20 protein-coding genes and 1 pseudogene are annotated in these 22,340 nt (G+C 69.6%); 14 read left to right on the top strand and 7 right to left on the bottom strand.

Annotated features, from left to right (window positions below; all coding sequences use genetic code 11):
- Position 1: 1 nt before the first annotated feature.
- The 3 genes from HKK72_RS12740 (at position 2) to mihF (ending at position 2,866) form a co-directional block, all read left to right on the top strand.
- Positions 2 to 2,233 (top strand): bifunctional glycosyltransferase family 2 protein/CDP-glycerol:glycerophosphate glycerophosphotransferase, encoded by a 2,232-nt coding sequence (locus tag HKK72_RS12740; protein ID WP_187234531.1) that lies wholly within the window; start codon positions 2 to 4, stop codon positions 2,231 to 2,233.
- A 30-nt stretch (positions 2,234 to 2,263) separates the two neighbouring features.
- Positions 2,264 to 2,401, top strand: a complete 138-nt coding sequence (locus tag HKK72_RS12735; protein WP_187234530.1) for a hypothetical protein — start codon at positions 2,264 to 2,266, stop codon at positions 2,399 to 2,401.
- A gap of 156 nt (positions 2,402 to 2,557) precedes the next feature.
- Entirely contained in the window at positions 2,558 to 2,866 is a 309-nt protein-coding gene (gene mihF / locus HKK72_RS12730) for an integration host factor, actinobacterial type (protein ID WP_187234529.1), read from the top strand.
- 15 nt (positions 2,867 to 2,881) lie between these two features.
- Here the strand turns inward: mihF and HKK72_RS12725 are convergent, their stop codons facing one another.
- Complete coding sequence (locus HKK72_RS12725; RefSeq protein WP_315987212.1) at positions 2,882 to 4,099, bottom strand: MFS transporter; 1,218 nt, start codon at positions 4,097 to 4,099, stop codon at positions 2,882 to 2,884.
- Between the two features lie 84 nt (positions 4,100 to 4,183).
- Here HKK72_RS12725 and HKK72_RS12720 point away from each other — a divergent pair, with 84 nt between their 5' ends.
- A complete protein-coding gene (locus tag HKK72_RS12720) occupies positions 4,184 to 5,491 on the top strand; it encodes an ROK family protein (protein ID WP_222720636.1) in 1,308 nt (435 codons plus the stop codon).
- 120 nt (positions 5,492 to 5,611) lie between these two features.
- On the opposite strand, the gene HKK72_RS12715 is transcribed toward HKK72_RS12720, so the two are convergent.
- Positions 5,612 to 6,034 carry an ATP-binding protein gene (locus HKK72_RS12715; RefSeq protein ID WP_187234528.1) on the bottom strand — a complete coding sequence of 141 codons (423 nt, stop codon included), beginning with the start codon at positions 6,032 to 6,034 and terminating at the stop codon, positions 5,612 to 5,614.
- 117 nt (positions 6,035 to 6,151) lie between these two features.
- On the opposite strand from HKK72_RS12715, the gene HKK72_RS12710 reads away from it, so the two are divergent.
- From HKK72_RS12710 to HKK72_RS12695, 4 genes are all read left to right on the top strand, one after another.
- Positions 6,152 to 6,967 (top strand): helix-turn-helix domain-containing protein, encoded by an 816-nt coding sequence (locus HKK72_RS12710; RefSeq protein ID WP_187234527.1) that lies wholly within the window; start codon positions 6,152 to 6,154, stop codon positions 6,965 to 6,967.
- Entirely contained in the window at positions 6,964 to 7,158 is a 195-nt protein-coding gene (locus HKK72_RS12705) for a DUF397 domain-containing protein (protein WP_187234526.1), read from the top strand. The genes HKK72_RS12710 and HKK72_RS12705 overlap by 4 nt, the downstream gene beginning before the upstream one ends.
- A gap of 99 nt (positions 7,159 to 7,257) precedes the next feature.
- A complete protein-coding gene (locus HKK72_RS12700; RefSeq protein ID WP_187234525.1) occupies positions 7,258 to 8,226 on the top strand; it encodes a TIGR03885 family FMN-dependent LLM class oxidoreductase in 969 nt (322 codons plus the stop codon).
- A 262-nt stretch (positions 8,227 to 8,488) separates the two neighbouring features.
- Positions 8,489 to 8,932 (top strand): ester cyclase, encoded by a 444-nt coding sequence (locus tag HKK72_RS12695; protein WP_187234524.1) that lies wholly within the window; start codon positions 8,489 to 8,491, stop codon positions 8,930 to 8,932.
- Between the two features lie 222 nt (positions 8,933 to 9,154).
- On the opposite strand, the gene HKK72_RS12690 is transcribed toward HKK72_RS12695, so the two are convergent.
- Positions 9,155 to 10,189, bottom strand: coding sequence for a hypothetical protein (locus tag HKK72_RS12690; protein ID WP_187234523.1), 1,035 nt, complete (start codon positions 10,187 to 10,189; stop codon positions 9,155 to 9,157).
- Positions 10,190 to 10,901: 712 nt separating this feature from the next.
- Here HKK72_RS12690 and HKK72_RS12685 point away from each other — a divergent pair.
- A complete protein-coding gene (locus HKK72_RS12685; protein WP_315987211.1) occupies positions 10,902 to 12,578 on the top strand; it encodes an alpha-amylase family protein in 1,677 nt (558 codons plus the stop codon).
- A gap of 87 nt (positions 12,579 to 12,665) precedes the next feature.
- Here the strand turns inward: HKK72_RS12685 and HKK72_RS12680 are convergent, their stop codons facing one another.
- Positions 12,666 to 14,630 (bottom strand): arabinofuranosyltransferase, encoded by a 1,965-nt coding sequence (locus HKK72_RS12680; RefSeq protein WP_187234522.1) that lies wholly within the window; start codon positions 14,628 to 14,630, stop codon positions 12,666 to 12,668.
- Between the two features lie 62 nt (positions 14,631 to 14,692).
- On the opposite strand from HKK72_RS12680, the gene HKK72_RS40875 reads away from it, so the two are divergent.
- Genes HKK72_RS40875 through HKK72_RS12670 form a run of 3 tightly spaced genes read left to right on the top strand, consistent with a single transcriptional unit; the run spans position 14,693 to position 15,370 of the window.
- Positions 14,693 to 14,884 carry a hypothetical protein gene (locus HKK72_RS40875; RefSeq protein ID WP_261986759.1) on the top strand — a complete coding sequence of 64 codons (192 nt, stop codon included), beginning with the start codon at positions 14,693 to 14,695 and terminating at the stop codon, positions 14,882 to 14,884.
- A gap of 39 nt (positions 14,885 to 14,923) precedes the next feature.
- On the top strand, positions 14,924 to 15,199 hold the full coding sequence (locus tag HKK72_RS40870; protein ID WP_315987210.1) for a hypothetical protein: 276 nt from the start codon (positions 14,924 to 14,926) through the stop codon (positions 15,197 to 15,199).
- 21 nt (positions 15,200 to 15,220) lie between these two features.
- On the top strand, positions 15,221 to 15,370 hold the full coding sequence (locus tag HKK72_RS12670) for a hypothetical protein (RefSeq protein WP_187234521.1): 150 nt from the start codon (positions 15,221 to 15,223) through the stop codon (positions 15,368 to 15,370).
- Here the strand turns inward: HKK72_RS12670 and HKK72_RS12665 are convergent.
- From HKK72_RS12665 to wecB, 3 genes are all read right to left on the bottom strand, one after another.
- Complete coding sequence (locus tag HKK72_RS12665) at positions 15,334 to 17,445, bottom strand: glycosyltransferase (RefSeq protein WP_187234550.1); 2,112 nt, start codon at positions 17,443 to 17,445, stop codon at positions 15,334 to 15,336. The genes HKK72_RS12670 and HKK72_RS12665 overlap by 37 nt on opposite strands.
- An 83-nt stretch (positions 17,446 to 17,528) precedes the next feature.
- Positions 17,529 to 19,226, bottom strand: a complete 1,698-nt coding sequence (locus tag HKK72_RS12660; protein WP_187234520.1) for a hypothetical protein — start codon at positions 19,224 to 19,226, stop codon at positions 17,529 to 17,531.
- On the bottom strand, positions 19,219 to 20,358 hold the full coding sequence (wecB, locus tag HKK72_RS12655) for a non-hydrolyzing UDP-N-acetylglucosamine 2-epimerase (protein WP_187234519.1): 1,140 nt from the start codon (positions 20,356 to 20,358) through the stop codon (positions 19,219 to 19,221). Before wecB ends, HKK72_RS12660 begins: the two co-directional genes overlap by 8 nt.
- Before the next feature lie 42 nt (positions 20,359 to 20,400).
- Between wecB and HKK72_RS12650 the strand changes: the two genes are divergently transcribed.
- Both HKK72_RS12650 and HKK72_RS12645 read left to right on the top strand, forming a co-directional pair.
- On the top strand, positions 20,401 to 21,945 hold the full coding sequence (locus HKK72_RS12650) for a glycosyltransferase family 4 protein (RefSeq protein ID WP_315987209.1): 1,545 nt from the start codon (positions 20,401 to 20,403) through the stop codon (positions 21,943 to 21,945).
- 70 nt (positions 21,946 to 22,015) lie between these two features.
- Positions 22,016 to 22,340 (top strand): annotated as a pseudogene (locus HKK72_RS12645) (nucleotide sugar dehydrogenase); the annotation flags it as partial.

Genomic DNA, 22,340 nt, shown 5'->3' with positions numbered 1-22,340 from the left:
GATGAGCATAGATAGCGACATCTCGCTGACTGTCGTCATCCCCGTGCACAAAGTTTATGGCTATCTCAGGAAATGCCTGGAGTCTGTACTAGATCCTGAATGCCCCAATTTACAGGTGATAGCGATCAACGATGCGTCACCAGATGGCAGCGGTGCGCTTCTCGATATGTTCGCCGAGCGTGATCCCCGGCTCCGGGTGCGGCACCTGGAGGCGAACGTCGGCCTCGGCGAGGCGCGCAACATCGGGCTCTCGATGGCCACCGGCGACTACGTGTGGTTCATCGACAGTGACGACCACCTCACCGACGACACCATGCCGCTGGTCTTCCGGCGGCTCGAGGAGACGCGGCCCGACGTCCTGCTGCTCGACTACGCGCGCGTCTACTGGGACGGCCGGATCCACCGCAGCATGCAGAGGCACCTGTTCGCCGATCCGCAGGCGCCAGAGGTGTTCCGGCTCGAGGAAAGGATGGAGTTACTGGAGATCCTGCCGCTCGCCTGGAACAAGGTGATCCGCCGCGAGTTCATGCTCCGATACGGCCTCCGGTTCCCCAAGGGTTATTACGAGGACACCCCGGTCGCCTATCCCGTGCTCTTCGCCGCCGAGCGCATCAGCATGCTCGACCGGGTGAGCGTCTGCTACCGGCAGCGCGGGCAAGGCACGTCGATCACCAGGACCATCAGCGCCAAGCACCTGGACATCTTCAAGCAGTACCGCTTGATCTTCGGATTCCTCGACCGGCTGGGCGACAGGGGCGAACCCTTCCGCAAGGCGATGTTCGACCGAATGATGTGGCATCTGCTCATCGTCTTCGCCAGCAAGGACCGGGTGCCGCGCGATCTGCGGCCGACGTTCTTCCACGAGATGTCCGGGCTCTACAACGCCTACCGGCCGAGGACCGGCCAGGTCCAGCCCGGCGGGTTGCAGGGACTGAAGTACCGCCTGGTCGAACGCGACGCCTTCACACTGTTCAGCCTGCTGAAGGTGCTCAACATCGGCCGGCTCCTGGTGCGCGGCGGCCTGCGCCGCCGTGCCCGCAAGGCGATCCGGGCGAGCGCCCGGTTCCTGCGCGGCCGGGGCAAGCGGCTCTACTACCGGGTCCAGCTCCGGCTGCCGATGGACGAGAATCTCGCCGTCTACGCGGCGTACTGGTATCGCGGATACGCCTGCAACCCGGCCGCCATCTACGAGAAGTGCAGGGAGCTGGCACCATGGGTCCGCGGCGTCTGGGTCGTGCGCAACCGCACGCAGGCCGAGCGCCTGCCCCCTGGCGTCGAGTATGTGATCGCGGGCACGCTCGGCCATCTGCGGGTCATGGCCCGCGCCAAGTACTTCATCAACAACGTCAACTTCCTCGACGACATCGTGAAGCGCCGCGGTCAGGTGCATCTGCAGACCCAGCACGGCACGCCGCTCAAGGTCATGGGCATCGAGCAGATCCACTACCCGCTGACCGCGCACCGTGGCGAGGAATTCCAGGCGCTGCTCGACCGGGTCGACCGCTGGGACTACCTGATCTCCGCCAATCCCCGGTCGACCGAGGTGTGGGACCGCTCCTATCCAGGCCGCCACGAGATCCTCGAGATCGGCTACCCGCGCAACGACCGGTTCTTTCGCGCCACGGACGCGGAGGTCGCCCGGCTGCGCGCCGGGCTCGGCATCCCCGAGGGCGCCAAGGCGATCCTGTACGCGCCGACGCACCGCGACTACATGCTCGCGTTCGAGCCGATGGTGCACCTCGGGCGGCTGGCGCGCGAGCTCGGCGACGGCTACGTGATCCTGCTGCGCGCCCACTACTTCTACCGGACCGGCGACCTCGCCACCCGGCAGGGCTGGCCGGCCGGCCGCGTCATCGACGTGTCGGCCCACCCGGCCGTCGAGGATCTGTGCCTGGCCTCGGATGTACTGCTGACCGACTACTCGTCGATCATGTTCGACTACGCCAACCTGGACGGCCGGCCCATCGTGATCTACGCGAACGACTGGGACACCTACGTCCGCACCCGCGGGGTCAACATCGACCTCATGGCCGAGCCGCCCGGCGCCGTCGCCACCACCGAGACCGGCCTGATCGAGGCCTTCCGGTCCGGCGCCGTCTGGGGCGACATCGCCGCCAAGGCCCGCGCCGAGTTCCGCCGCAAGTTCTGCGCCTATGACGACGGAAACGCCGCCGAGCGCGCCGTGCGCCGCGTCATCCTCGGGGAGCGGCCGCCCGGCCCCCGGCGCCGATGAGCGTTCGCATCAGCATCAGGATCAGGATCAGTGTCGCGTCTCGAACCGGCCGTGGCGGCGGTGTGCGCCCGGCTCGACGGCATCGCGCGCGAGATCGCGGCGCTATCGGGCGAGCGTGCTGGACAGGCCGGCGATCCCCCGCGCGGCCTACCTGGTGGCGACCTCTGACGCGCTCATCGAGGCCATCCGCGCCGCGGACGCCGTGGCATTGGATCCAACCCAGCGACGACCCTCCCACCACGGATGTCGTGAGACTCCGCCATGATGGCCCGGATGACCGTCGCATGACGCGACGGAGAGGTGACAACGAAGAAGGAGACGTTCATGGCTCTGCCCACGCTCACCCCCGAGCAGCGTGCCCAGGCGCTGGAGAAGGCGCAGCAGGCCCGCAAGGAGCGCAGCGAGCTTCTCGCGGGGGTGAAGTCCGGCACGCTCAGCGTCGGAGACATCCTCGCCCGCACCGACGACATCGCCAAGAAGACCAAGGTCGTCCAGGTTCTCAAGGCGCTGCCCGGTTACGGCCCGGCGAAGGCCGCCGCGCTCATGGAGCAGGCCGGCATCGACGACAGCCGCCGGGTCGGCGGCCTCGGCGAGCAGCAGCGCCGCAAGTTGCTCGAGGCCGTCAGCAGCTGAACGTGAGTCGACGCGTCACGCGTCGACGGACGTGCGCACGGCGGGTTCGGGGCGGGACGGGCCGAGCGCCCGGATCCCGGCCGGGCCCGCCGCGGCGATATAGCCGCAGAGAACACCCGGGATCACGAGGGCCAGGGACAGTGACGTGGCGTCGGCGAGGTGCCCGATCACGGGAGGCCCCCCGAGCAGCCCGGCGTAGCCGAACATCGTCACCGTCGACAGCGCGCGCCCCGCGCTGCCGCCCGCGGTCCCGACGGCGCTGAACACGACGGGCACGATCGTGGCCAGCCCGACACCGGCCAGCGCCCAGCCGGCCCAGGCGACGCCCAGCCCGGCCCCACCCACCGCCGGCGCCAGCAGGACCAGCACGTAGCCGGCGGCGGAGACCAGCCCGGACAGCCGGATGGTGCGGGCCGCACCTAGCCGGCCGCGCAGCCCGTCGCCGAGCAGCCGCACCGTGGTCATCGCGACCGAATAGACGGTGAACGCCAGCGGGGCCACCGACGGGCCCGCGTCCAGCACGTCTCTCGCGTGCAGGGCCGCCCAGTCGAGCGCCGCCCCCTCGCCGAGGTGTCCGGCGAAGACGACGGTGCCGAGGAACAGCACGAGGCTCCAGTGCACGGCCCGCCCGGTCTTCGCCGTACCGGTCTGCTCGGCCGTCCCCGCGTCGGGCGCACCGGCCAGCAGCCACCGGGCCGGCGGCAGGAAGAGGACCGCTCCGGCCAGCGCGGCCGCCACCAGCATGCCCTGCGCGTCGACGCCCGCGTGGACGCCCAGGGCGGTGATCCCCCCGCCCGCCGCACCGCCGAGGCTCCACACGCCGTGGAAGGCCGACAGGATCGGCTTGGAGTGGCGGCGCTCGACCTCCACCGCGTGGACGTTCATGGCGATCTCCAGCAGCCCCAGCCCCATGCCGAAGACGAGGGCACCGCCGATGAGCGTCCCGTACGAGGACGCGAGCGCGGGACAGAGCAGCGACAGGGCGCAGACCGGGCCGGCCACCATGTTGACGTACCGGCTCGACCACCGGTCGCACAGCCGGCCGGCGACCGGCATCGAGATCAGCGCGCCGAACGAGACGAACAGCAGCGCCGTGCCGAGACGTGCCGCGCCCAGCCCGAGCCGGTCGTCGAGGGCGGGCAGTCCGGCGGCCCACATCCCGACGACCGCGCCGCACAGGCCGAAGTAACCGAACACGCTCACCCGCGCGCGCCGCACGTCCGAGTCGATCACGTGTCTCCCCTTCCATCTTTGCTCTGAGTATCTTTTGCTCTGGGCTTGAACATAACAACCCGGAGCGGCTGACACAATGGGCGGGTGCCTGGCGAGACGGGAGCGACGACGAGCGGGCAACTCCGCGTCCACAACCTGCTCCGGATGCTGCGCGCCGTGCACGACGGCGGGGCACGGCACACCCGGGCGCAGCTCACCCACGACCTCGACCTGGCCCGTGGCACCGCCACCGTGCTGGTGGCGGACCTGATCGGCGACCGGCTCGTACGAGAGGAACCGGCCGTCCAGCGTGCCCGGGGCCGACCGACGCACGTCCTCCGGCCGCATCCGGAGGGTCCGATCGCGCTCGCCGTCGACTTCCGCGAGGACTCCTGGACCATCGCGGTGGCCGAGCTGGGCGGCCGGCTCGCCCCGCGCGAGACCCGGCCGCATCCCGCCGGGCCGCCCGAAGCGGTGCTGAGCGAGCTGGCGGAAGCCGTGCGCGCACACGTCGCCGCGCTCGGCCCGCGGGTCATCGGTGTGGGCATCGCGATGCCCGGCCCGGTACGCGACGACCGGCTGCTGGACATACCGCACCTCGGCTGGCGGGACGTCGACGCCGACGCGCTCCTCATCAGCACGCCACTGACCGCACCGCCGACCGGCGCCCCGTTCACGCAGGCACCGTCCGCCGAGGCATCGCGGACGGCACCGTCCGACCGTCCGCACGCTGGCTCACGCCCGCCGGTGCTGCTCGACAACGACGCGACGCTCGCGGGCCTGGCCGAGGCCCGCAGGGGCGCGCTGCGCGGCGTGGCGGTCGGCCTGCACCTGCACGTGGACTTCGACGTGGGCGGCGCTCTGCTCCTGGACGGGCGTCCGGTCAAAGGCGCGCACGGCACCAGTGGCGAGTTCGGTCACATGCCGCTGACCGGCGCGGCCGGAGTCTGCGCGTGCGGGGCCACCGGCTGCTGGAGCCTGGATGTCGGCGCCAACGCGCTCCTCAGGCTGACGGGTAGTGCGGTGACGCCCGGCGCGGGCCGCGCTGAGGCACGGCAGGTCATCACCCGCGCGATGGCGGGCGACGCCGCCTCGGCCGGGGTCCTCACCACGACCGCACACGCCCTGGGCCAGGGCGTGAGTGCACTGGTCAACGCCCACGATCCCCACGTCGTGACACTGTCCGGCGTCGGCGCCGACCTCTGGGCGCACGCCGAGGAGACCGTTCGCACTGCCTACCTCGCCGGTCTGATGATGTTCCGGCGCGACCGGCCGCCCGAACTCGTCCCCTCGGAACTCGGCATCGACGCGCCGCTCATCGGCGCGGCCGAACTCGCCTTCGACGCGTTCCTGACGCCTGAGGGGCTCCGCGCCTGGCAGCGGATCCAATCCCCCAAGGCCAACCAAACCTGACCGAACCGTCCAGCCGACGCACCCCCCGACGAAGAGCCGGGCGCTCCCGCCTCCACCTGGCGAAGTGAGCCCTGCTCGTCTATCTCACTATCCAGGACACCCCTCGGCGCCATTTTCGGTTCATAGAACGATCCTTGCCCAGACGATTTTCCCGATCCGGCAATTGCGATCTGTTGCACGATGAGAACCGTGGGCGTCAGCGGTCTTCGCGACGATCGTCATGCCCCGGCCCGATTCGGCCTCCAGAGCGCACCTCCTTTCGTTCGGCATTCGCGTGCTGGAATCCCAGATGCCCACGGAGACGGAAGACCCCTCGTGCTTCATCAGCAGGGCGATGCCCTTTCCCGGCGTCTCCGCGACCGCGTTGGTCGCCAGCTCGGACAGAATGAGCTTGACGTCCGGAAGGAGCCGCTCCAGTGCCCATGACCTGATCACCGTGTCGGCCATCTCGCGTATGAGCCGAACGCTCTGCGGCTCGGCCGGATACTTGAAGGTGTGTTCCGCGCCATTGCGAGCCGCCACATTTGCCGGAATTGAACTCATCTAGCCTGCCCTCTGGCCGTCTCCCGGATCTGGTTTCCGGTGTTCTTCGCTCATCGTGACACCGGGTCACTACTCTTTGAATGTCACCGAATTCATTGGATACGCGGAGGGTCAGCGATGAGCGCCGCCGACTCGATAGACCCGGACTCCTCGCTATGGGCGTGGCTCGCACACGACCTGCGGTTCTACCGCGAAAAGCACGGGCTCTCGCTGGCCCAGCTCGGGAGCATCATGGGGCGTACCAGAGGGAGCGTCTCCAACTGCGAGGCCGGCCGGCGCCGGATCAGCGAGCAGGAGGCCCGGATACTCGACCGCCACTGGGACACCGGCGGTCACTTCCTCCGACTGCTGAGGTTCGCCAGGGCGGGCCACGACCCCGACTGGTTCAAGCAGCACCTCGAGTACGAGTCCAAGGCGACCATGCTCAAGATCTACGAACTCGCCGTCGTCCCCGGCCTGCTCCAGACACCCGACTACGCCCGCGCCTCCTTCACCGCCGCCGGATTGCGGAACGAGGACCTGGACAGGGAACTGACCTCACGCATGGCGCGACAACGCGCATTGGAAAAGCCCGATCCGCCCACTGTGTGGGTCCTGCTGGATGAGGGAGTGCTCGACCACGAGGTCGGGAGTACGGCCGTGATGAGGGATCAGCTCGCCCGGCTCCTGGAGATCGGCGAACGACACCACGTGACCCTGCGAGTCGTCCCCAGAACCGTGGGATGGCATTTCGGATTCGAGGGCGCCTTCAAAATCCTCACTGTGGACACCGGTGATGTGGCCTGTACAGAGGCATGTGGCGGCGGCAGGCTGGTCACAGATCCCGGAGAGGTGCGAGCCTTCACCTTGCGGCATGATCGCATCGGGGCCTGGGCACTCCCCGTAGACTCGTCCCAGGCCTTGATCGTGAAAAAGATGGAGGCGAAGGCATGAGTGCACCCGTGTGGCGTAAGTCCAGTCACAGCGGCGGCAGCCAGAACACCGACTGTGTTGAACTGGCCAGGCTAGTCGGGGCCGTCGGGATTCGGGACGGCAAGAACCCGGAGGGCGGCATGCTTGCCGTTTCGGCCACCGATCTCGGCCGGCTGCTGAGCGCCATCAAGCTCGGCGAACTGGAGTTCTGAACAGCGCGGGCGGGCTCGCCCGCCCCTTCTCCGCCTGGCAAACGGCATTGTTCCGCGTGGTGTGACATCACGGGCGATTTGTCGGGTAGAGGCGGCCGCATGACGGTCTACGGAATCCATGCCTCGCACGAGCAGGTGCACCCCAGCGATCTCCTGGCCGCCGTGATCCAGGCCGAGCAGGCGGGTTTCGCGGCGGCCATGTGCTCTGACCACTTCTCCCCGTGGAGCGAACGCCAAGGACAGTCCGGCTTCGCCTGGTCCTGGCTCGGTGCGGCGCTACAGGCGACCGAGCTGCCGTTCGGTGTCGTCAACGCGCCCGGCCAGCGCTATCACCCCGCCATCATCGCGCAGGCGATCGGCACCCTCGGCGCGATGTACCCCGGCCGTTTCTGGACCGCGCTCGGCACCGGCGAGGCCAGCAACGAGCACATCACCGGCGGGCGCTGGCCGCGCAAGGACGAGCGGAACGCCAGGCTCCGCGAATGCGTCGACGTCATCCGCGCGCTGCTCGACGGTGAGGAGGTCAGCCATGACGGGCTGGTCACCGTGGACCGGGCGCGGCTGTGGACGCGGCCTGAGACCCCGCCGCCGCTGATCGGAGCCGCCGTGAGCGTCTCGACGGCCCGCCGGTGCGCCCAATGGGCCGACGGCCTCATCACGGTGAACCAGTCGACCGACGTACTACAGCAGATCATCGAGGTCTACCACGGCGCGGGCGGGCGCGGGCCGGTCAATCTGCAGGTCCATCTGAGCTGGGCCGAGAACGAGGACGAGGCCGCCCGGATCGCGCACGAGCAGTGGCGCAGCAACGTCTTCGCCCCACCGGTGTGCTGGGACTTGGAGCTGACCGACCATTTCGACGAGGCGTCCAAGCACGTCACGCCCGAACACGTCGCCGAGTCGGTCATAGTCTCCGCCGACCCGGGACTGCACGCCGCCCGGCTGCACGAGTACGCCGAGCTCGGCTTCGACGGCATCTACCTGCACCACGTCGGTCAGGAACAGACGGCGTTCATCGACACGTTCGGCGACAAGGTGCTGCCGCAGCTCAAGCAGGGAGGCCACTGAGCAACCCCCGATGGGTTCCGCGGAGTGGTGTGCGAGTCGGCCTCCGTTTGACCAGAGAAGGCGTGCACGACAGGAGCCGATGGGAAACCGTGACATGTCCTTGGTGTGCGGCAAACGCGGCCGTGATCAGCAGCTGACCCTTCGCCGGATAACATAAAAATTTGATGATTGAGTTCGATCAGGCGCTCACCAGGCGCTGGGGCAATGCCATCTCGATCCATCGAGAGCGTCGGCGGCCCTCAACATCAGCGAGGGGCATCCCATGTCTACTTTCTGGGACCTCAAACACCGGCTGGGCGAGGCGATCAATGCTCACGACCTGCAGGGAGTGCTCGACTGCTACCGTCCAGACGCCGTATATGTGACGCCGTCAGGCGTCGCAGAAGGACATGAGCAGATCGCCTGGCTCTACGGACATTTATTCCAGGGCTTCCCAGACCTTCACCTGACACCGTGGTTCGAGCTCGGCGACTGCGATAACCCTGCGGTGACGGAATGGACCATGACCGGGACACATACCGGACCCTTCCTTCTGCCAGATGGGCGTGTGCTGGATGGAACGGGCCGCCGCATCACCCTCCGGTCCACATGCTCGACCTTCGTCGAGGACGGCAAGATCAAGACGCACCGGGAGTACTTCGATCAGTTGGAGCTGTACAGCCAACTCGGCTTCGGCTTGAAGGAGCTCGACGCCGCCTCCGCGTAGGCCCCTTCGGAGCGCCGCTAACAGCGCCCCCACCCCACTGAAGCCCACGGCGCGCGTTGAGTTGCGGCGTGTCGTCGGTGTCGCAGGGCTCGCACCGACGACACGCCGCAACTCAACGACGGATTCGCGGGTAGGCCCAGTCAATCGGCCACTGCGATCGCTTCGGCGGCACGCCGTCCGCTCGCCCGCCCGCACCACGATGATCGTGTCCCATTCAGGTTCTCAGCGCACTGGAGCCGGGGCTTTCCGGCAGGTGTTCAACGGGTAACCCGACGTGTCCCTGATCGAAATCCGTTGGTCCATGCCCACCACGACCTCGACATCCCCCGTGTTGATCTCACACTGGGCGCTGAAACGCCTGGAGGGCTTCGCCGAATTGACTTTGCCGACTCCCGTCAATTCGACGATGCCGGGTTCCCGCTCGTTGAGCTCCAGCGCTTCAGTGCCCGGAGCGGCGACCACTGTCGGATATTTCAGTACCCTCCACGACGTTTGCCGAAATTCAGGAAAGGGGTAGCTTCGCCAAGTGAAAGAACTCGAAATATCCCTGCCGAAGGGGCACCCCTGCGGGCGAACCCCGCCCTTCCTCACACACTGGTCAATGAACGATTTGTACGCCCTTGCCACGGCCTGCTGCCCGACCGGCGTTATAGTGAATTGAGGTTCCACCCTCGCCCCGCCCCACAACCAGCTCTGCTCTACCCGGGTGCGCACAATGTCCGAGCGTCCCGCGTAAAACCGGTAATCCCCAGGAAAGAGATCGTAAGTGACGCTATTGTCCTCGTACCCGTCCCCGTTCTCGTCCTCGGCGACGAAGGGAATCCGCACCCCACCGACTTCGGCGTACCGCAGAGCGGTCTTTTCGAACACCACAACCGCAAACGGATCTGCGAGCCGCAGGCCGTCCTTCTCCTTGAGCACCCTCACCCTGCGCGGGAACGGAACCCCGTCCCGGGACTCCACAACGACCGTCATATCGGCGTATTCGCTGTCCTCGGACTCCACGGTGATCTTCGCGATCTCCAAGCCACCGTCTATCGCCTCTGGCACCAGGAACCGTCCCCGCTCACCCCGGGGACGCTGGACCCCCGCCACCCTGAGCGCCTCCTCCACCTTGCGCTCACCGATCGCCTCGAAATAGTCGCGGACGAGCGCCACCGGCTTCGGTTCCGGCCAGAACCAGGCCACGGACGCCGTCACAACCCCGGCCAGGAACACTCCACCCGCGACCAACCAGCCCCGACGTCGAACCACCACAGCACCCTCCTCATATCCTTTGGGAGATGAGACGTCCCGCTACCCCGTCGACCCGCCATTTGTCCTCATCCGGCCAGACCACCCCGCGGCCACCAACCTGCCGGTGCCCAGATCTGCGCCAATGGTCCTGTGCTATCGGTCCACGAGACCTCATACACCAAACCATAGATGCGTAATCCGCGCACGTAAGTCAAAGCTTTCAATCGAGGATTGATTAGGACCATACGCCATGCATTCGGCCGCACACGTCATATGCCATCGCACCTCGACGTGAGTGCGGACGCCGGCTGCGTGGCTGAGCCCGCCCCACAGCAGGCCGGGGACCGATGATTCCGCCGACCCCATTACTGTTAGCGCGACAAGAACCCGCGGCCCTCCGCCTTTCGACAGTTCACGTCGATGGCGCTTCCCGCTGACCGCCGGTGCGCCCGCGAGGTCTGCGATCACAGCATCGGTGATCGTGGCCCAAGTCGAACCCTGCTGCTGTGAGAGCCGCTTCGATCTCCGCCACCCGAACCGGGCCGATTCCGCTGATGGCTGTCAGTTTGCGCTCCTGTGCCAGCACATCCCCGACCACGGTCGGGGCTTTTGCATTTCCAGGCACAGGCGCAGGCGGCGGCCGCCTCACCTCACGAATGTTTCGTGTCGCTGACCAGGGCACAAGAAGTGCGGACGCGATGCAGACGAAACCTCCGAGGTCAGGGAGTCAACAGTGCCCCCCAGCATGCCGGCCCGCACAGCGGACCTGTGGTGGAAGAACGCGGTCATCTACTGCCTGGACGTCGAGACGTTCCAGGACGGCAACGGCGACGGGATCGGAGACTTCCGCGGCCTCACCGAGCGGATCGACTATCTCGACCGGCTCGGTGTCACCTGCATCTGGCTGATGCCCTTCTACCCGACTCAGGAGAACGACGACGGGTACGACATCACCGACTTCTACGGCGTCGATGAGCGCCTCGGCACGTTGGGCGACTTCGTGGAGTTCGTCCGCACGGCGCGCGACCGGGGCATCCGGGTCATCGCCGACCTGGTCGTCAACCACACCTCGGATCAGCACCCCTGGTTCCAGAGCGCACGCGAGAGCCTCGACTCTCCGTACCGTGACTGGTATGTGTGGGCCGACGAGCCGCCGGCCGACGGACCGCAGGGCATCACCTTCCCCGACAAGGAGAAGAGCCTGTGGGAGTACGACGAGAAGACCGAGCAGTACTACCTGCACCGCTTCTACAAGCAGCAGCCCGACCTCGACATCACCAACCCGGCGGTCCGCGATGAGATCGCCCGGATCGTGGGCTTCTGGATGGAGCTCGGGTTGTCGGGCTTCCGGGTCGACGCGGTGCCGTTCCTGCTCGAGACCGCCGGCCAGGCCGACGAGCTGAAGCTGCCCGACCCGCACGAGTACCTCGCCGACCTGCGCGCCTTCCAGTCCCGGCGCAGCGGCTCGTCCGTGCTGCTCGGCGAGGTGAACCTGAGCTACGACGAGACGATGCGCTTCTTCGGTGACGGCGACGGTCCCGAACTGACGATGTGCTTCGACTTCATCGGCATGCAGAAGATGTACCTCGCGCTCGCCCGCGGCGACGCCCGGCCGCTCGCGGCGGCCATCCGCGAGCGGCCAGCCCCGCCCAAGGACGGGCACTGGGCCACCTTCGTCCGCAACCACGACGAGCTGACCCTCGACAAGCTCAGCGACGGCGAGCGGCAGGAGGTGTTCGACGCCTTCGGCCCCGACGAGGACATGCAGTTGTACGGGCGCGGTCTGCGCCGCAGGCTGCCGCCGATGCTCGACGGCGACCAGGACCGGATCAGGATGGTCTACAGCCTGCTGTTCTCACTGCCGGGCACTCCCGTGCTGTTCTACGGCGAGGAGATCGGCATGGGCGAGAACCTGGACATCCCGGGCCGGATGGCGGTGCGAACGCCGATGCAGTGGAGGTCCGGCGACGGCGCCGGATTCTCCGCCGCCGATCCCGATCGGTTCCCCGGCCCGGTGGTCGAGGGCGACTACGGGCCCGACCGGGTGAACGTCGGCGCGCAGCTCGGCGACCCGGACTCGCTGCTGTCCTGGATCAGCCTGCTCGTGCGCCGCTACCGCGAGAACCCCGAGCTGGCCTGGGGCGAGTGCACCGTACTCGACACCGGAACGGACGCGGTGCTGGCGCATCGCACCACGGCCGGCGACGCCGCGGTTATCGCGGTGCACAACCTCACTGCCGACCCGGTCAAGGTCGAAGTCGAAACGGCCGGCCTTGACGATTCCCATGTGCTCACCGACCTGCTGGTGGACGGGACGACCCCGGTGTCGGCCGACGGCCGCGCGGCACTCAACCTGGGCGGCTACGAGTGCCGATGGCTCCGAGTCGGAGATCACTCGGCCCTCGGCTGACGCCAATCGACTGACACCACTCGGCTGGCACCACTCGGCTGAGACCCCTCGGCTGGCACCACTCGGCTGAGACCCCTCGGCTGAGACTCAGGGCCGGCGGACGGCCACCACGGTGTCCGCCGGCAGACCGTCCACGACGACGAAGGTCCTGGGGTCGAACTGCTGCGCTTGGAAGGTCGGCATTGTCGGAACCTGCCGCGCCCGCCAGACCAGGCCGGTCTTCTCCCGGTGCAGGACGAAGACGTCGATCGGCCCGAACTTCGTGTTCGCCGAGGCCTGCGCGAAGGCGGCCGGGTCGGTGATCTTGGAGAGTCTGGTGACCTCGGCGTACCTGTCGTCCCAGCGGACCGGGCCGTACGAGGCGATGCGCTCGACCCCCATGTAGCCGCGCCACGGCAGGAACGCGAACAACTGCTCGTCGTAGGACAGCGTGCTCGGGCGCGCTCCCGGGCCCAGCGTCGACTCCACCGCCCGCTGGATCGGCTCGACCGGGAACCACGGCCGGTTCTCGGCCCGGGCCGCGGCGCCGGCGAACCGGGGCCGGGAGCCGCCCGGGAACGCCTGGTTGTGGGCGTAGGCGGCATCGCGGTTGGACTTCGCGCCCGCGCCGAAGTCGGGCCTGCCCCCGCCCGTGGGCGTGGAGTACCAGAGGACGCTCGGCATGTTGGTGTGCCAGTAGGTGTATCCGGCGAAGACCAGCACGATGGACATGACGGCGACGCCGGTGCCGGCCGGGGACGGCGCGGAGAAATGCCGTACGAGCGCCGGAACCACATGGAGGACCGTGAGCACCGCCGCCGCGAGGAGAGCGGCCGAGATCACCGGGAACGCGTAGTAGAACAGGCCCGTGTGCGAGGTCGCCACGTAGCGCGCGAGGCTGATCAGGTAGTAGGCGTACGTTCCCAGGACGACCGCGAGCAGCGGGGGCGCCCACCACACCGAACGGCGCAGCCACAGCAGGCCCGCCAGCCCGACCAGCTGGGCGATGCCCAGCGGGGTCATCTCCAGGAAGAGCAGGGGGTTCATGGAGATCAGGCTCGACTGGAACATGTCGGCGACCTGCTGGCCGCCGTGCAACATCGCCCAGACGTACGGGATCAGGTACCACGACGTCACGACCAGCATGACGGCGACGATGCGGCCGAGGTAGAGGACGTACGCCCTGCGGTCGGACTCCGCCCGCCAGGTCAGCCACACCAGCGTCAGCACGCCCAGCACCGCGAACGCCAGGTAGGCGTAGTAGGTCAGCGCCATCAGCCCGCCGATCAGACCGGCCGGCAGCCAGTGCAGCCGCCCTCTGTCCGGCGATCCCGCCGTCAACAGCAGCAGCGGGATGATGATCGCCAGCGCGATGACCTCGTACGCTTTGACCGGCTTGCCGAAGACCGCCAGGCCGAGCGCGGTGATCGCCAGTGCCGCTCCCGGCGAGGTCAGCCGCGACCACAGCGCGAAGCCGACCACGATCGACGCCGACACCACGAGGATCGCGGCCGGCGCGAGCAGCCGCCAGGCCTCGATGTCCAGCAGCACGGCCGTCTTGCCGATCAGCCACGGGTACAGCGGCGGATACTCCGAGGCCACGCCCTCGACGAGGCCGTCAGTGCTGGCCGAGGTGACCGTGTAGCGGGTGGCCATTGCCGCCAGCCGGCCGGTGTCCCCGTACAGCCCCTCGGCCGGGAAGGGCGTGCCGTGCCAGGCGGTGCGCAGCAGCAGCACGGTCCAGGCCGCGAACAGGCCGGCGGCCACGCCGATCACGACCGGGCTCCGCTTCCACAGTGCCAGACCGGCGATCGCCGCCACGGCGAACCCGCCGAGCACGAGCGGCACGTCGGCGCCCGCCTGCGTGAACGGGTTCACGTCCAGCACCGACGGCACGAGGGCCGCCAAGGGGGCCGCGACCAGCCAGACCAGCACCGCCACCACGCTCGGATGCCCCAGCGTCGTCAGCCCCGGCCGCCATGACCGCCACGATCGCCGCCGCTCACTCTTCTCGGCATCCGGAGCGGCGGACGTCGCCGACTCGTCGTGGACCTCGACCCCAGCTCGCTGCATTGGTAGATCCTCGCAGACCCACCGTGCCGCTCCGACGCCGAACCGGGCTCACCTCTAGACCCATGATCGCTACCTGGGTCAGCATGGCCGCCGTGGAACCACTGCGGATCATCAAAGGCGACGCGACCAGCCCTCAGGCCAAAGGCCCGAAGATCATCACCCATGTCTGCAACGACCGCGGCGGGTGGGGCAAGGGGTTCGTGCTGGCGATCTCCCGGCGCTGGCCGGAGCCCGAGCGCGAATACCGCCGGTGACACCGGGAGCGGGCGAGCAGCGACTTCGCCCTCGGAGCCGTGCAGCTCGTACAGGTTCGCCCTGACACCTGGGTCGCGAACATGGTCGCCCAGCATGGCATGAAGACCGGCAGCAGCGGGCCACCGATCCGCTACGACGCCGTCGAGCAGTGTCTGCGAACCGTCGGAGACGACGCCCTGCGCCTCGGCGCCTCACTCCACATGCCCCGCATCGGCTGCGGGCTCGCCGGCGGCAAGTGGGAACGAATAGAGCCGATCATCATCGACACGCTGTCCGAGCGCGACATCCCCGTCACCGTCTACGACTTCGACTGAGACATCCTCACGACCGCGTCGATGAACACGGACGGAGGCCTACGACTCGGCGTCCGGGGTGAACAGGCTCCGACGACCGGGAACAGGCCCGTCTACCTCTGCATCTACCTCTGCATCTACCTCTACGTCTACCTCTACATCGCCTCGCCGGCGAGGAGGCCGGTCCACTGACGGCAGACCTCGTCGAGCGCGTAGGCCTCGCGCACCTGGACCCGGCCGAGCAGCCGCTCATCCTCCCAGCGTCCCTCCCGTACGGTCGCCGCGATCGAGGCGGCCATGGCAGCCGGGTCGGCGTGGATCCAGTGCGGGTCGTAGATCGTCTCCGCCCCCGGCCACGGCAGCAGCGCCGGGACCGCCCCGGCCGCCATGCCCTCGGCCGGGGCGAGGTGGAAGCTCTCGTCGTCGCTGGTGGACAGCACGAACCCGATCCGCCGCAGCCACGAGGCGACGTCACGGCCGTAGGAGTCGAACACGACAGCGCCGGCGAGCAGCGGCGACCGGCGGATGCGGCGGAAGACCTGCTCGTAGTGCTCCCGCTCCTCCTCGCGCTGCCAGATCCACCAGTAGTCCCAGGGCAGCTTGGACTTGATGAAGAGCATGAACCGCGGATCGTCACGGCGCAGCTGCTCCAGCACGTCGAGCCCCAGGTCGAGCCTCTTGCGCGAGGGAGCGATGCCGATCATGCCGAGATGGTGCTCGGCGCCGTCCAGCTTGACCCGGTCGAACTGGGTGTCGTCGACCCAGTTGGGCACCACCACGACCTTGTCGGTCGGCCAGCCGGTCATCTTGCGGGTCAGGTCGGCATAGTGCGGGCTGACGCAGATGACCCGGTCGACGGCGCCGATGTCGAGCCGCTGCGGCCAGCCCGAGTAGAGCTCGAACCGGTGCAGCCGCACGAACAGTCGCTGCCCGGGCCGCTTGTGCTCGGCGTACCACAGCGCGTTCGGGCCGCACCACTCGCAGATGATGACATCGGCCCAGTCGGCGAGCTCCTGGCTGCGCTCGGGGTCGTGCACCTTCAGCGCCGCCCAGTGGTCGACGCGGACCTCCATGTCCGGGCGGGACTTGAGGTAGTCGAGCAGCCTCGTGAAGAACTTCAGATCGTGCCCGGCGATCCCCACCCTGAGCGGGCGACCGCCCTGCCCGGACGACCGCAGGATCGCCTCGGACGGCTCGGGGAACGCCTGGGTCAGGTAGCGCCGCAGCCGGTCGGCGGCGGCGTCGAGCGAGAAACCGGCGGAGGCCTGACGGCAGCGTTCGACCGCCATGGCATAGGTCTCCGGCTCCCTGGCGGCGACCGCGAGGGCCTCGACGACGTCGGTCTCCGCCGCGGCGAACAGCGGGTAGTCGGCGCCGAGCAGCCGCTCGTGCATGGGCGTCCGGTTGAGCACGACCGGCACTCCGAGGGCGCCCATCTCGAGGACCTTGGTGGACAGTTCCAGGCTGGCGTCCATGTCCGGGTGCCGCCACGACAGCCCGATGTCGCAGCCGGCCGTCAGCCGCATGGCCTCGGCGCGCGGGTGCCCGCCGTGCCACACGACGCCGTCGGCCGACTCCAGGGCCGTGCGCATCCGCCGGGAGTAGTTCGGGTCCTGCGGGTCGTCGTGGATCTTGTCGCCGACCATGTGCATCTCGGCCTCGACACCGCGCGCGGCCAGCAGGCGTGGCAGCCCGGCCATCTCGTAGGTGTTCCAGCGCGGCGCGAACTTGCCCGTGTAGACCAGGCGCAGTGACCGGCCTTCCGGTGGCGTACGGTCCTGCGGCGACAGCCCGTCGGGCAGCACGACGACCGGCGAGAACAGCACGCACGACCCGGCGGTCGCGGGCACCGCGGCCTCGAGGAAGCAGCGCAGCTCCTCGGTCTGGCAGAGCAGGAACCGCGACGCCTCGGCGATGCGGGTGAGCTCGCCCTTCGCGTTGCCGTCGAACTCGGCCGCCGACTGCGGCACGTCGGTCAGGTAGGTCCACAGCCGGCCCCGCAGAGGGCTGTGCGCGAGCTTGCCGGCCAGCCGCCGGCCGCGGATCACCACCAGGTCGTACGGCTCCGCCGCGTCGATGTCGGTGAGGATCCGCACGGCCTGCTTGGCGGTCATGCCCACGCCGCCCTCGATGAGGCCCTCCTCGTGCGGCCGCCGTACGGTCACCCCGTCGAGGGCGGCGAGCGGGTCGACCAGCCGGCCCGTGCGCACCGGGGCCTTGAGCACGAGCGTCACCGCGCAGCCCGCGCGCACGAGGGCCTGCACCATCCCCTGAGCCCAGATCGCCGAACCGTCGATGAGGTTGAGATCGACGTCGCCGTAAACGAGGGCGCGTGGTCGCACTGAGGTTCCTAACTTCTCGGGTCAAGGGACATGAGGCGGACGCCCCGGGCGGCCCACCCGTCCGGGGCACCGCCCGTCTCGTACAGCTCCCGGCGGACCAGCGCGGGCTCGACCGCCGTGACGAACGTGTAGTCGGGAAAACCCGCCGGGCCGACGGCGTCGGCGCCGGAGCACTCCGCGGCGCAGACCAGATCGGCCAGGTAGGAGTCGGGCACGTGCGCGCGGGTCTGCCACGGCGCCACCCACGCGGCGTCGCCGGGCGTGGCCGCGCGCCCGTCGGCGGCCTGCAGGTGGACGGTCACGCCGTGCTCGGCGAGCCGGGCGGTGACCGTCGCGAACGCCCCGGCGGGAAGCTCGACGCCGTGCCGGACCACCACCTCGACCGGACGGTGCGCCTGGGCGAGCACGGTGTCGGCGAGCCGGGCCGCGTCGGCCGCCGCGTGGACGTCCGCCACGACGGTGACGCCGCGCGCGGCGGCGGGGTCGGCGTCGATCTCGAGCCGGCGGCACAGCTCCGCGAGCCGTACCGGGGCCGAGTGGCGCAGGAACAGCGTGCGCAGCGCCAGGCGCGGGTCGTGCCGGGGCACGGCCGAGAGCACCTCGTGCAGGGCGGCCGGGTCGGTGACCACGTGGACGTGAGCGCGCAGGTCCGCGGGGAGGGCGTCCGCGACCGCGGCGGGGCACAGGACGAAGGCGCCGGAGGCGAGCTGCTCGGGCACCTGCGCGGGAGTGGCCGCCACCGTCACGGCGTGCCGCCGCAGCAGTTCCGGCAGCTCCGCCGGCCCGGGCGCGGCGACCCGCGCGCCGATCGCGGCGGTGATGGCGTCGACGGCCCGGCGTACGCCCAGCGGCAGCCGCACTCCGGGGTCGACGACGAGCGGGGTGCGGTCGCGCGCCGTTCCCCAGGCGGGGTTGAAGCGGCGCAGTGACACGCCCGGGACGGCGATCGCGTCCCAGTCGAGCCGGCTCAGCCCGGGCGCGGTCGCGACACCGGCGAGCTCGCCCTCGTCGCCGCGGCCGGCCGGCCACAGCACGACCGGCAGCTCCCGGCCGCCCGCCGCGTCGAGGAGCGTGCGGAGCGTACGCTCCCGGTCGTACATCCCGGGCTCGCCGAGGTAGGCCCACGGCCCGCCGGCCGCGCCCGCTGCGGCGTCGACGAGCAGCAGGTCGGCGTCGGCCGACTCCAGCACGAGCGCGCCGTCATGCGGGAACAGCGGGACGGTGCGCGCGAACCCGGCGAGGTCGGCCGGGGTGGAGGGGCCGAACACGCCGGCGATGACGAGCTGCCGTACGGAGCCCTCGAGCGCCGACGGAGACGCGGCGAGCAGCCGGTCCTCCTGCCGGTCGAAGACGTCCGACTGGACCCGGGTGATGTCGCGGCCCTGGCCCGGCTGCTGCGGCGAGTCCCGGTGCTTCCACAGCCGGTACAGCTCGCGTGGCAGCCGCGTGGCCCGGCGGCCGGGCCGGCGGGCCGCGCCCACGACGATGCGCCCGAACCGGTAGGTCGTCGAGCCTTCGAGCGCGGCGAGCCGCTCCTCCACCTCGTGCAGGCGGCTGTCGCGCTCACGCACGGCGGCGCGCAGCCGGGCGACCTGCCGGTTGGCCTGCGCCTGCTGCGTCCGGAGCGCCTTGGACAGCTCGGCGGACGTCTCTGGAGACGTCTCGGACGTCCCTGCGGACGTCTCGGACGTGGTGGACTCAGTCACCCAGATACCTCGTGATCACTTCGGCGATGCGGGGCCCGGCCTGACCGTCCCACAGCGGCGGAGTGCGGTCCGACGCGGCATGGCCGGCCGAGGCGGATTGCCCGAGCGCCTTCCGTGCCGCGGGGACCAGCTCGTCGAAGGTGACGAGCTGGTTGGTGCCGTGGGTGATGGTGATCGGCCGTTCGGTGTTGGGACGCACGGTCAGGCACGGGACGCCCAGGATGGTCGTCTCCTCCTGCAGCCCGCCCGAGTCGGTCACGACGGCGGCCGCCCCGCGTACGGCCGCGATGAAGTCGATGTAGCCCAGCGGGTCGAGGACGTGCACGCCCGTGTGGTCGGCGAGGCCGGCGGCGAGCAGCACGGCCCGGCCGCGCGGATGCAGCGGGATCACCACGTCGGCCAGGTCGGCGATCTCGTGCAGGCGGCCGACGAGCTCGGCCGCCACCTCGGGCGAGTCGACGTTGGCCGGCCGGTGCATGGTGGCGAGCACGTAGCGATCGGGCAGCCCGTGGGCGGCGCGCACCGCCTCGGTGTCGAACGTGGCGAGGTTGGCCAGCAGGGTGTCGATCATCGGGTTTCCGACGAAGTGCACCTTCTCGACGGGCACGCCCTCGGCGGCGAGGTGGCCGATCGCCTCCGGGCTGGTGACGAAGCACAGATCGGAGAGCTGGTCGGTCAGGCGCCGGTTGACCTCTTCGGGCATGGTCATGTCGAAACTGCGCAGCCCGGCTTCCACATGGGCGACCGGGATGTGCAGTTTGGCCGCGACGAGGGCGGCGGCGATCGTCGAGTTCACGTCGCCGTACACGATGACCAGGGCGGGTGAACGCTCGGTGAACTCACGTTCCAGCCCGACCATCAGCGCGGCGGTCTGCTGCGCGTGAGTGCCGGAGCCGACGCCGAGGTTGACATCGGGTTCGGGCAGCCCGAGCTCACGGAAGAAGATCTCGGACAACCGCTCGTCGTAGTGCTGTCCCGTGTGGATGACGACCTGCCCGGTGCCGATCGCGCCGTCGGCGAGGGCGTTGATGACCGGGGCGGCCTTGGGGAAGTTGGGCCGCGCACCGAGGACGTGGGCGACCAGCGGATGGCCCCCCGTCGGCCGATCACCCGGAAACACACGGTCGGACATGATTTCCCTTCTGTTCATCGAACTTGCCTAGGCTCGCCCGCCGTGCTGGAAAAAACACGACCTCGGGCGAGACGGCATCGGTTCAGGCTGGTCGTCTTCGTCATCGGGCTCGGCGTGCGGCAACTGCGCGACGATCCCGCCCGCGCCCTGCGGCTCGGCGTTCGCCTGACGCGACGGTTCATGCCGGGCCCGGCCCGCAGGCGGCTGGCCGCCCTTGCCGTCCCGCGTCCGCGCGACCCCCGCCGCGAGGTGGCCGACCTCCGCGCCCTCCTCCGCCTCCGCCGTGATCACGCAGTCGTCGATCACACGGGCGTCGATCACACGGGCGTCGATCAAGCCGCCGCCGGCGCCGCCAGGCCGCGGGACGCGGTGGAGGTGCCGGTGGTGGAGGGACGCGTGCTGCAGCTCGTGACCAACGCGCTGCCGCGGACCAACGCCGGCTACACGGTGCGGACGCACAAGATCGCTCTGGCTCAGCGGGAGCTGGGCCTGGACCCGCATGTGGTGTCGCGCCTCGGCCACCCGGCGGCCCAGGGCGTCGCCGATGCCCGATCGTACGTCGAGGTCGACGGTGTCCCCTACCACCGCCTGCTGCCCTGGTTGCCGCCGCGCGACCTCGCCGCGGCCGTACGGGCCGGCGCCGACCACGCCGGGCGGCTGGTCGAGCGGCTGCGGCCGGCCGTGCTGCACCCGGTGAGCAATCACCTCAACGCCGCCGTCGCGCTGGAGCTGCGCGAGCGCTACGGCCTGCCGGTCGTGTACGAGGTGCGCGGCTTCCTCGAGGACTCGTGGCTGTCGCGCGATCCCGCGCACAGCGAGCAGGACGACTTCTACCGTCTCACCAGAGAGCTCGAGACCCGCTGCATCCAGGAGGCCGACCGCGTCGTCACGCTCGGCGAGGCGATGCGCGACGAGATCGCCGGCAGGGGCGTCGACCCCGAGAAGATCGTCGTCGTGCCCAACGCGGTCGACGACACCTTCCTCGAACCGCTGCCCGACGGCACCGCGCTGCGCGCGTCGCTCGGCATCGCGCCCGACGCGATGGTGACCGGGCTCACATCGTCGTTCTATGGTTACGAGGGCATTGACACGCTTATTGACGCGGCCGGGCTGCTGCGCGACCGGGGCACGCCGATCACCCTTTTGCTCGTCGGCGACGGACCTGAGCGCGCGGCGCTGGAACGGCGCGCCACCGAGCAGAGGGTGCACGCCGTCTTCACCGGCCGCGTGCCGATGTCGTCGGTCCGTCAATTCCACGCCGTCCTTGATCTTTTTGCCGTCCCCCGCAGGGCGGACCGAGTCTGCCAGTTGGTCACCCCGCTCAAGCCCGTCGAGGCGATGGCCGGAGGCGTCCCAGTAATAGCAAGTGATGTCAAAGCTCTCCGTGAAATCGTGGAACCAGGCGTGACCGGCACGTTAACTCTTCCGGAAGACCCAGAGGCCTGGGCCCAGTTGTTGACAGACCTGATTTACAGTCCTGAGCAACGCCGAAAAATCGGTGAGGCCGCCCAGGACTGGGTCCGGGCGAGACGCACGTGGCGTGCGGTCGCCACCGGCTACCTGAAGGCTTACCGCGACGTCGGCTGACCGGGCCGTACTACCCCCCGCCCCGGATCGGCCCCACTTCCCCGGGGGGAACATGCGAAGGGAGCGCCGCGTGGATCTCGTGGTCATAGGGCTCGGATACGTCGGGCTGCCTCTGGTGCGCGAAGCCTGCCTGGCCGGGCTTCGGGTCGGCGGGCTGGACCGGGACCCCCGCGTCGTGGCAGGTCTCGAGGCGGGGTCGTCGCACATCGACGACGTGTCCGCCGACGAGGTCGAGGCGATGCTGGCGGCCGGGTTCACGCCCAGCCTGGACGAGGCGATCCTCGAAGGCGCCCGTACCGTGGTGATCTGCGTGCCCACACCGCTCTCGCCGGACGGCGGCCCGGACCTCACCGCGGTGCGCGGCGCCTCCGAGACGGTCGCGCGCAACCTCGCGT

It is taken from the genome of Actinomadura sp. HBU206391 (assembly GCF_014323665.1).
In the GTDB taxonomy this organism is placed as follows: Bacteria; Actinomycetota; Actinomycetes; order Streptosporangiales; family Streptosporangiaceae; genus Actinomadura_C.
This window is presented reverse-complemented; position numbering and strand designations above follow the sequence as displayed.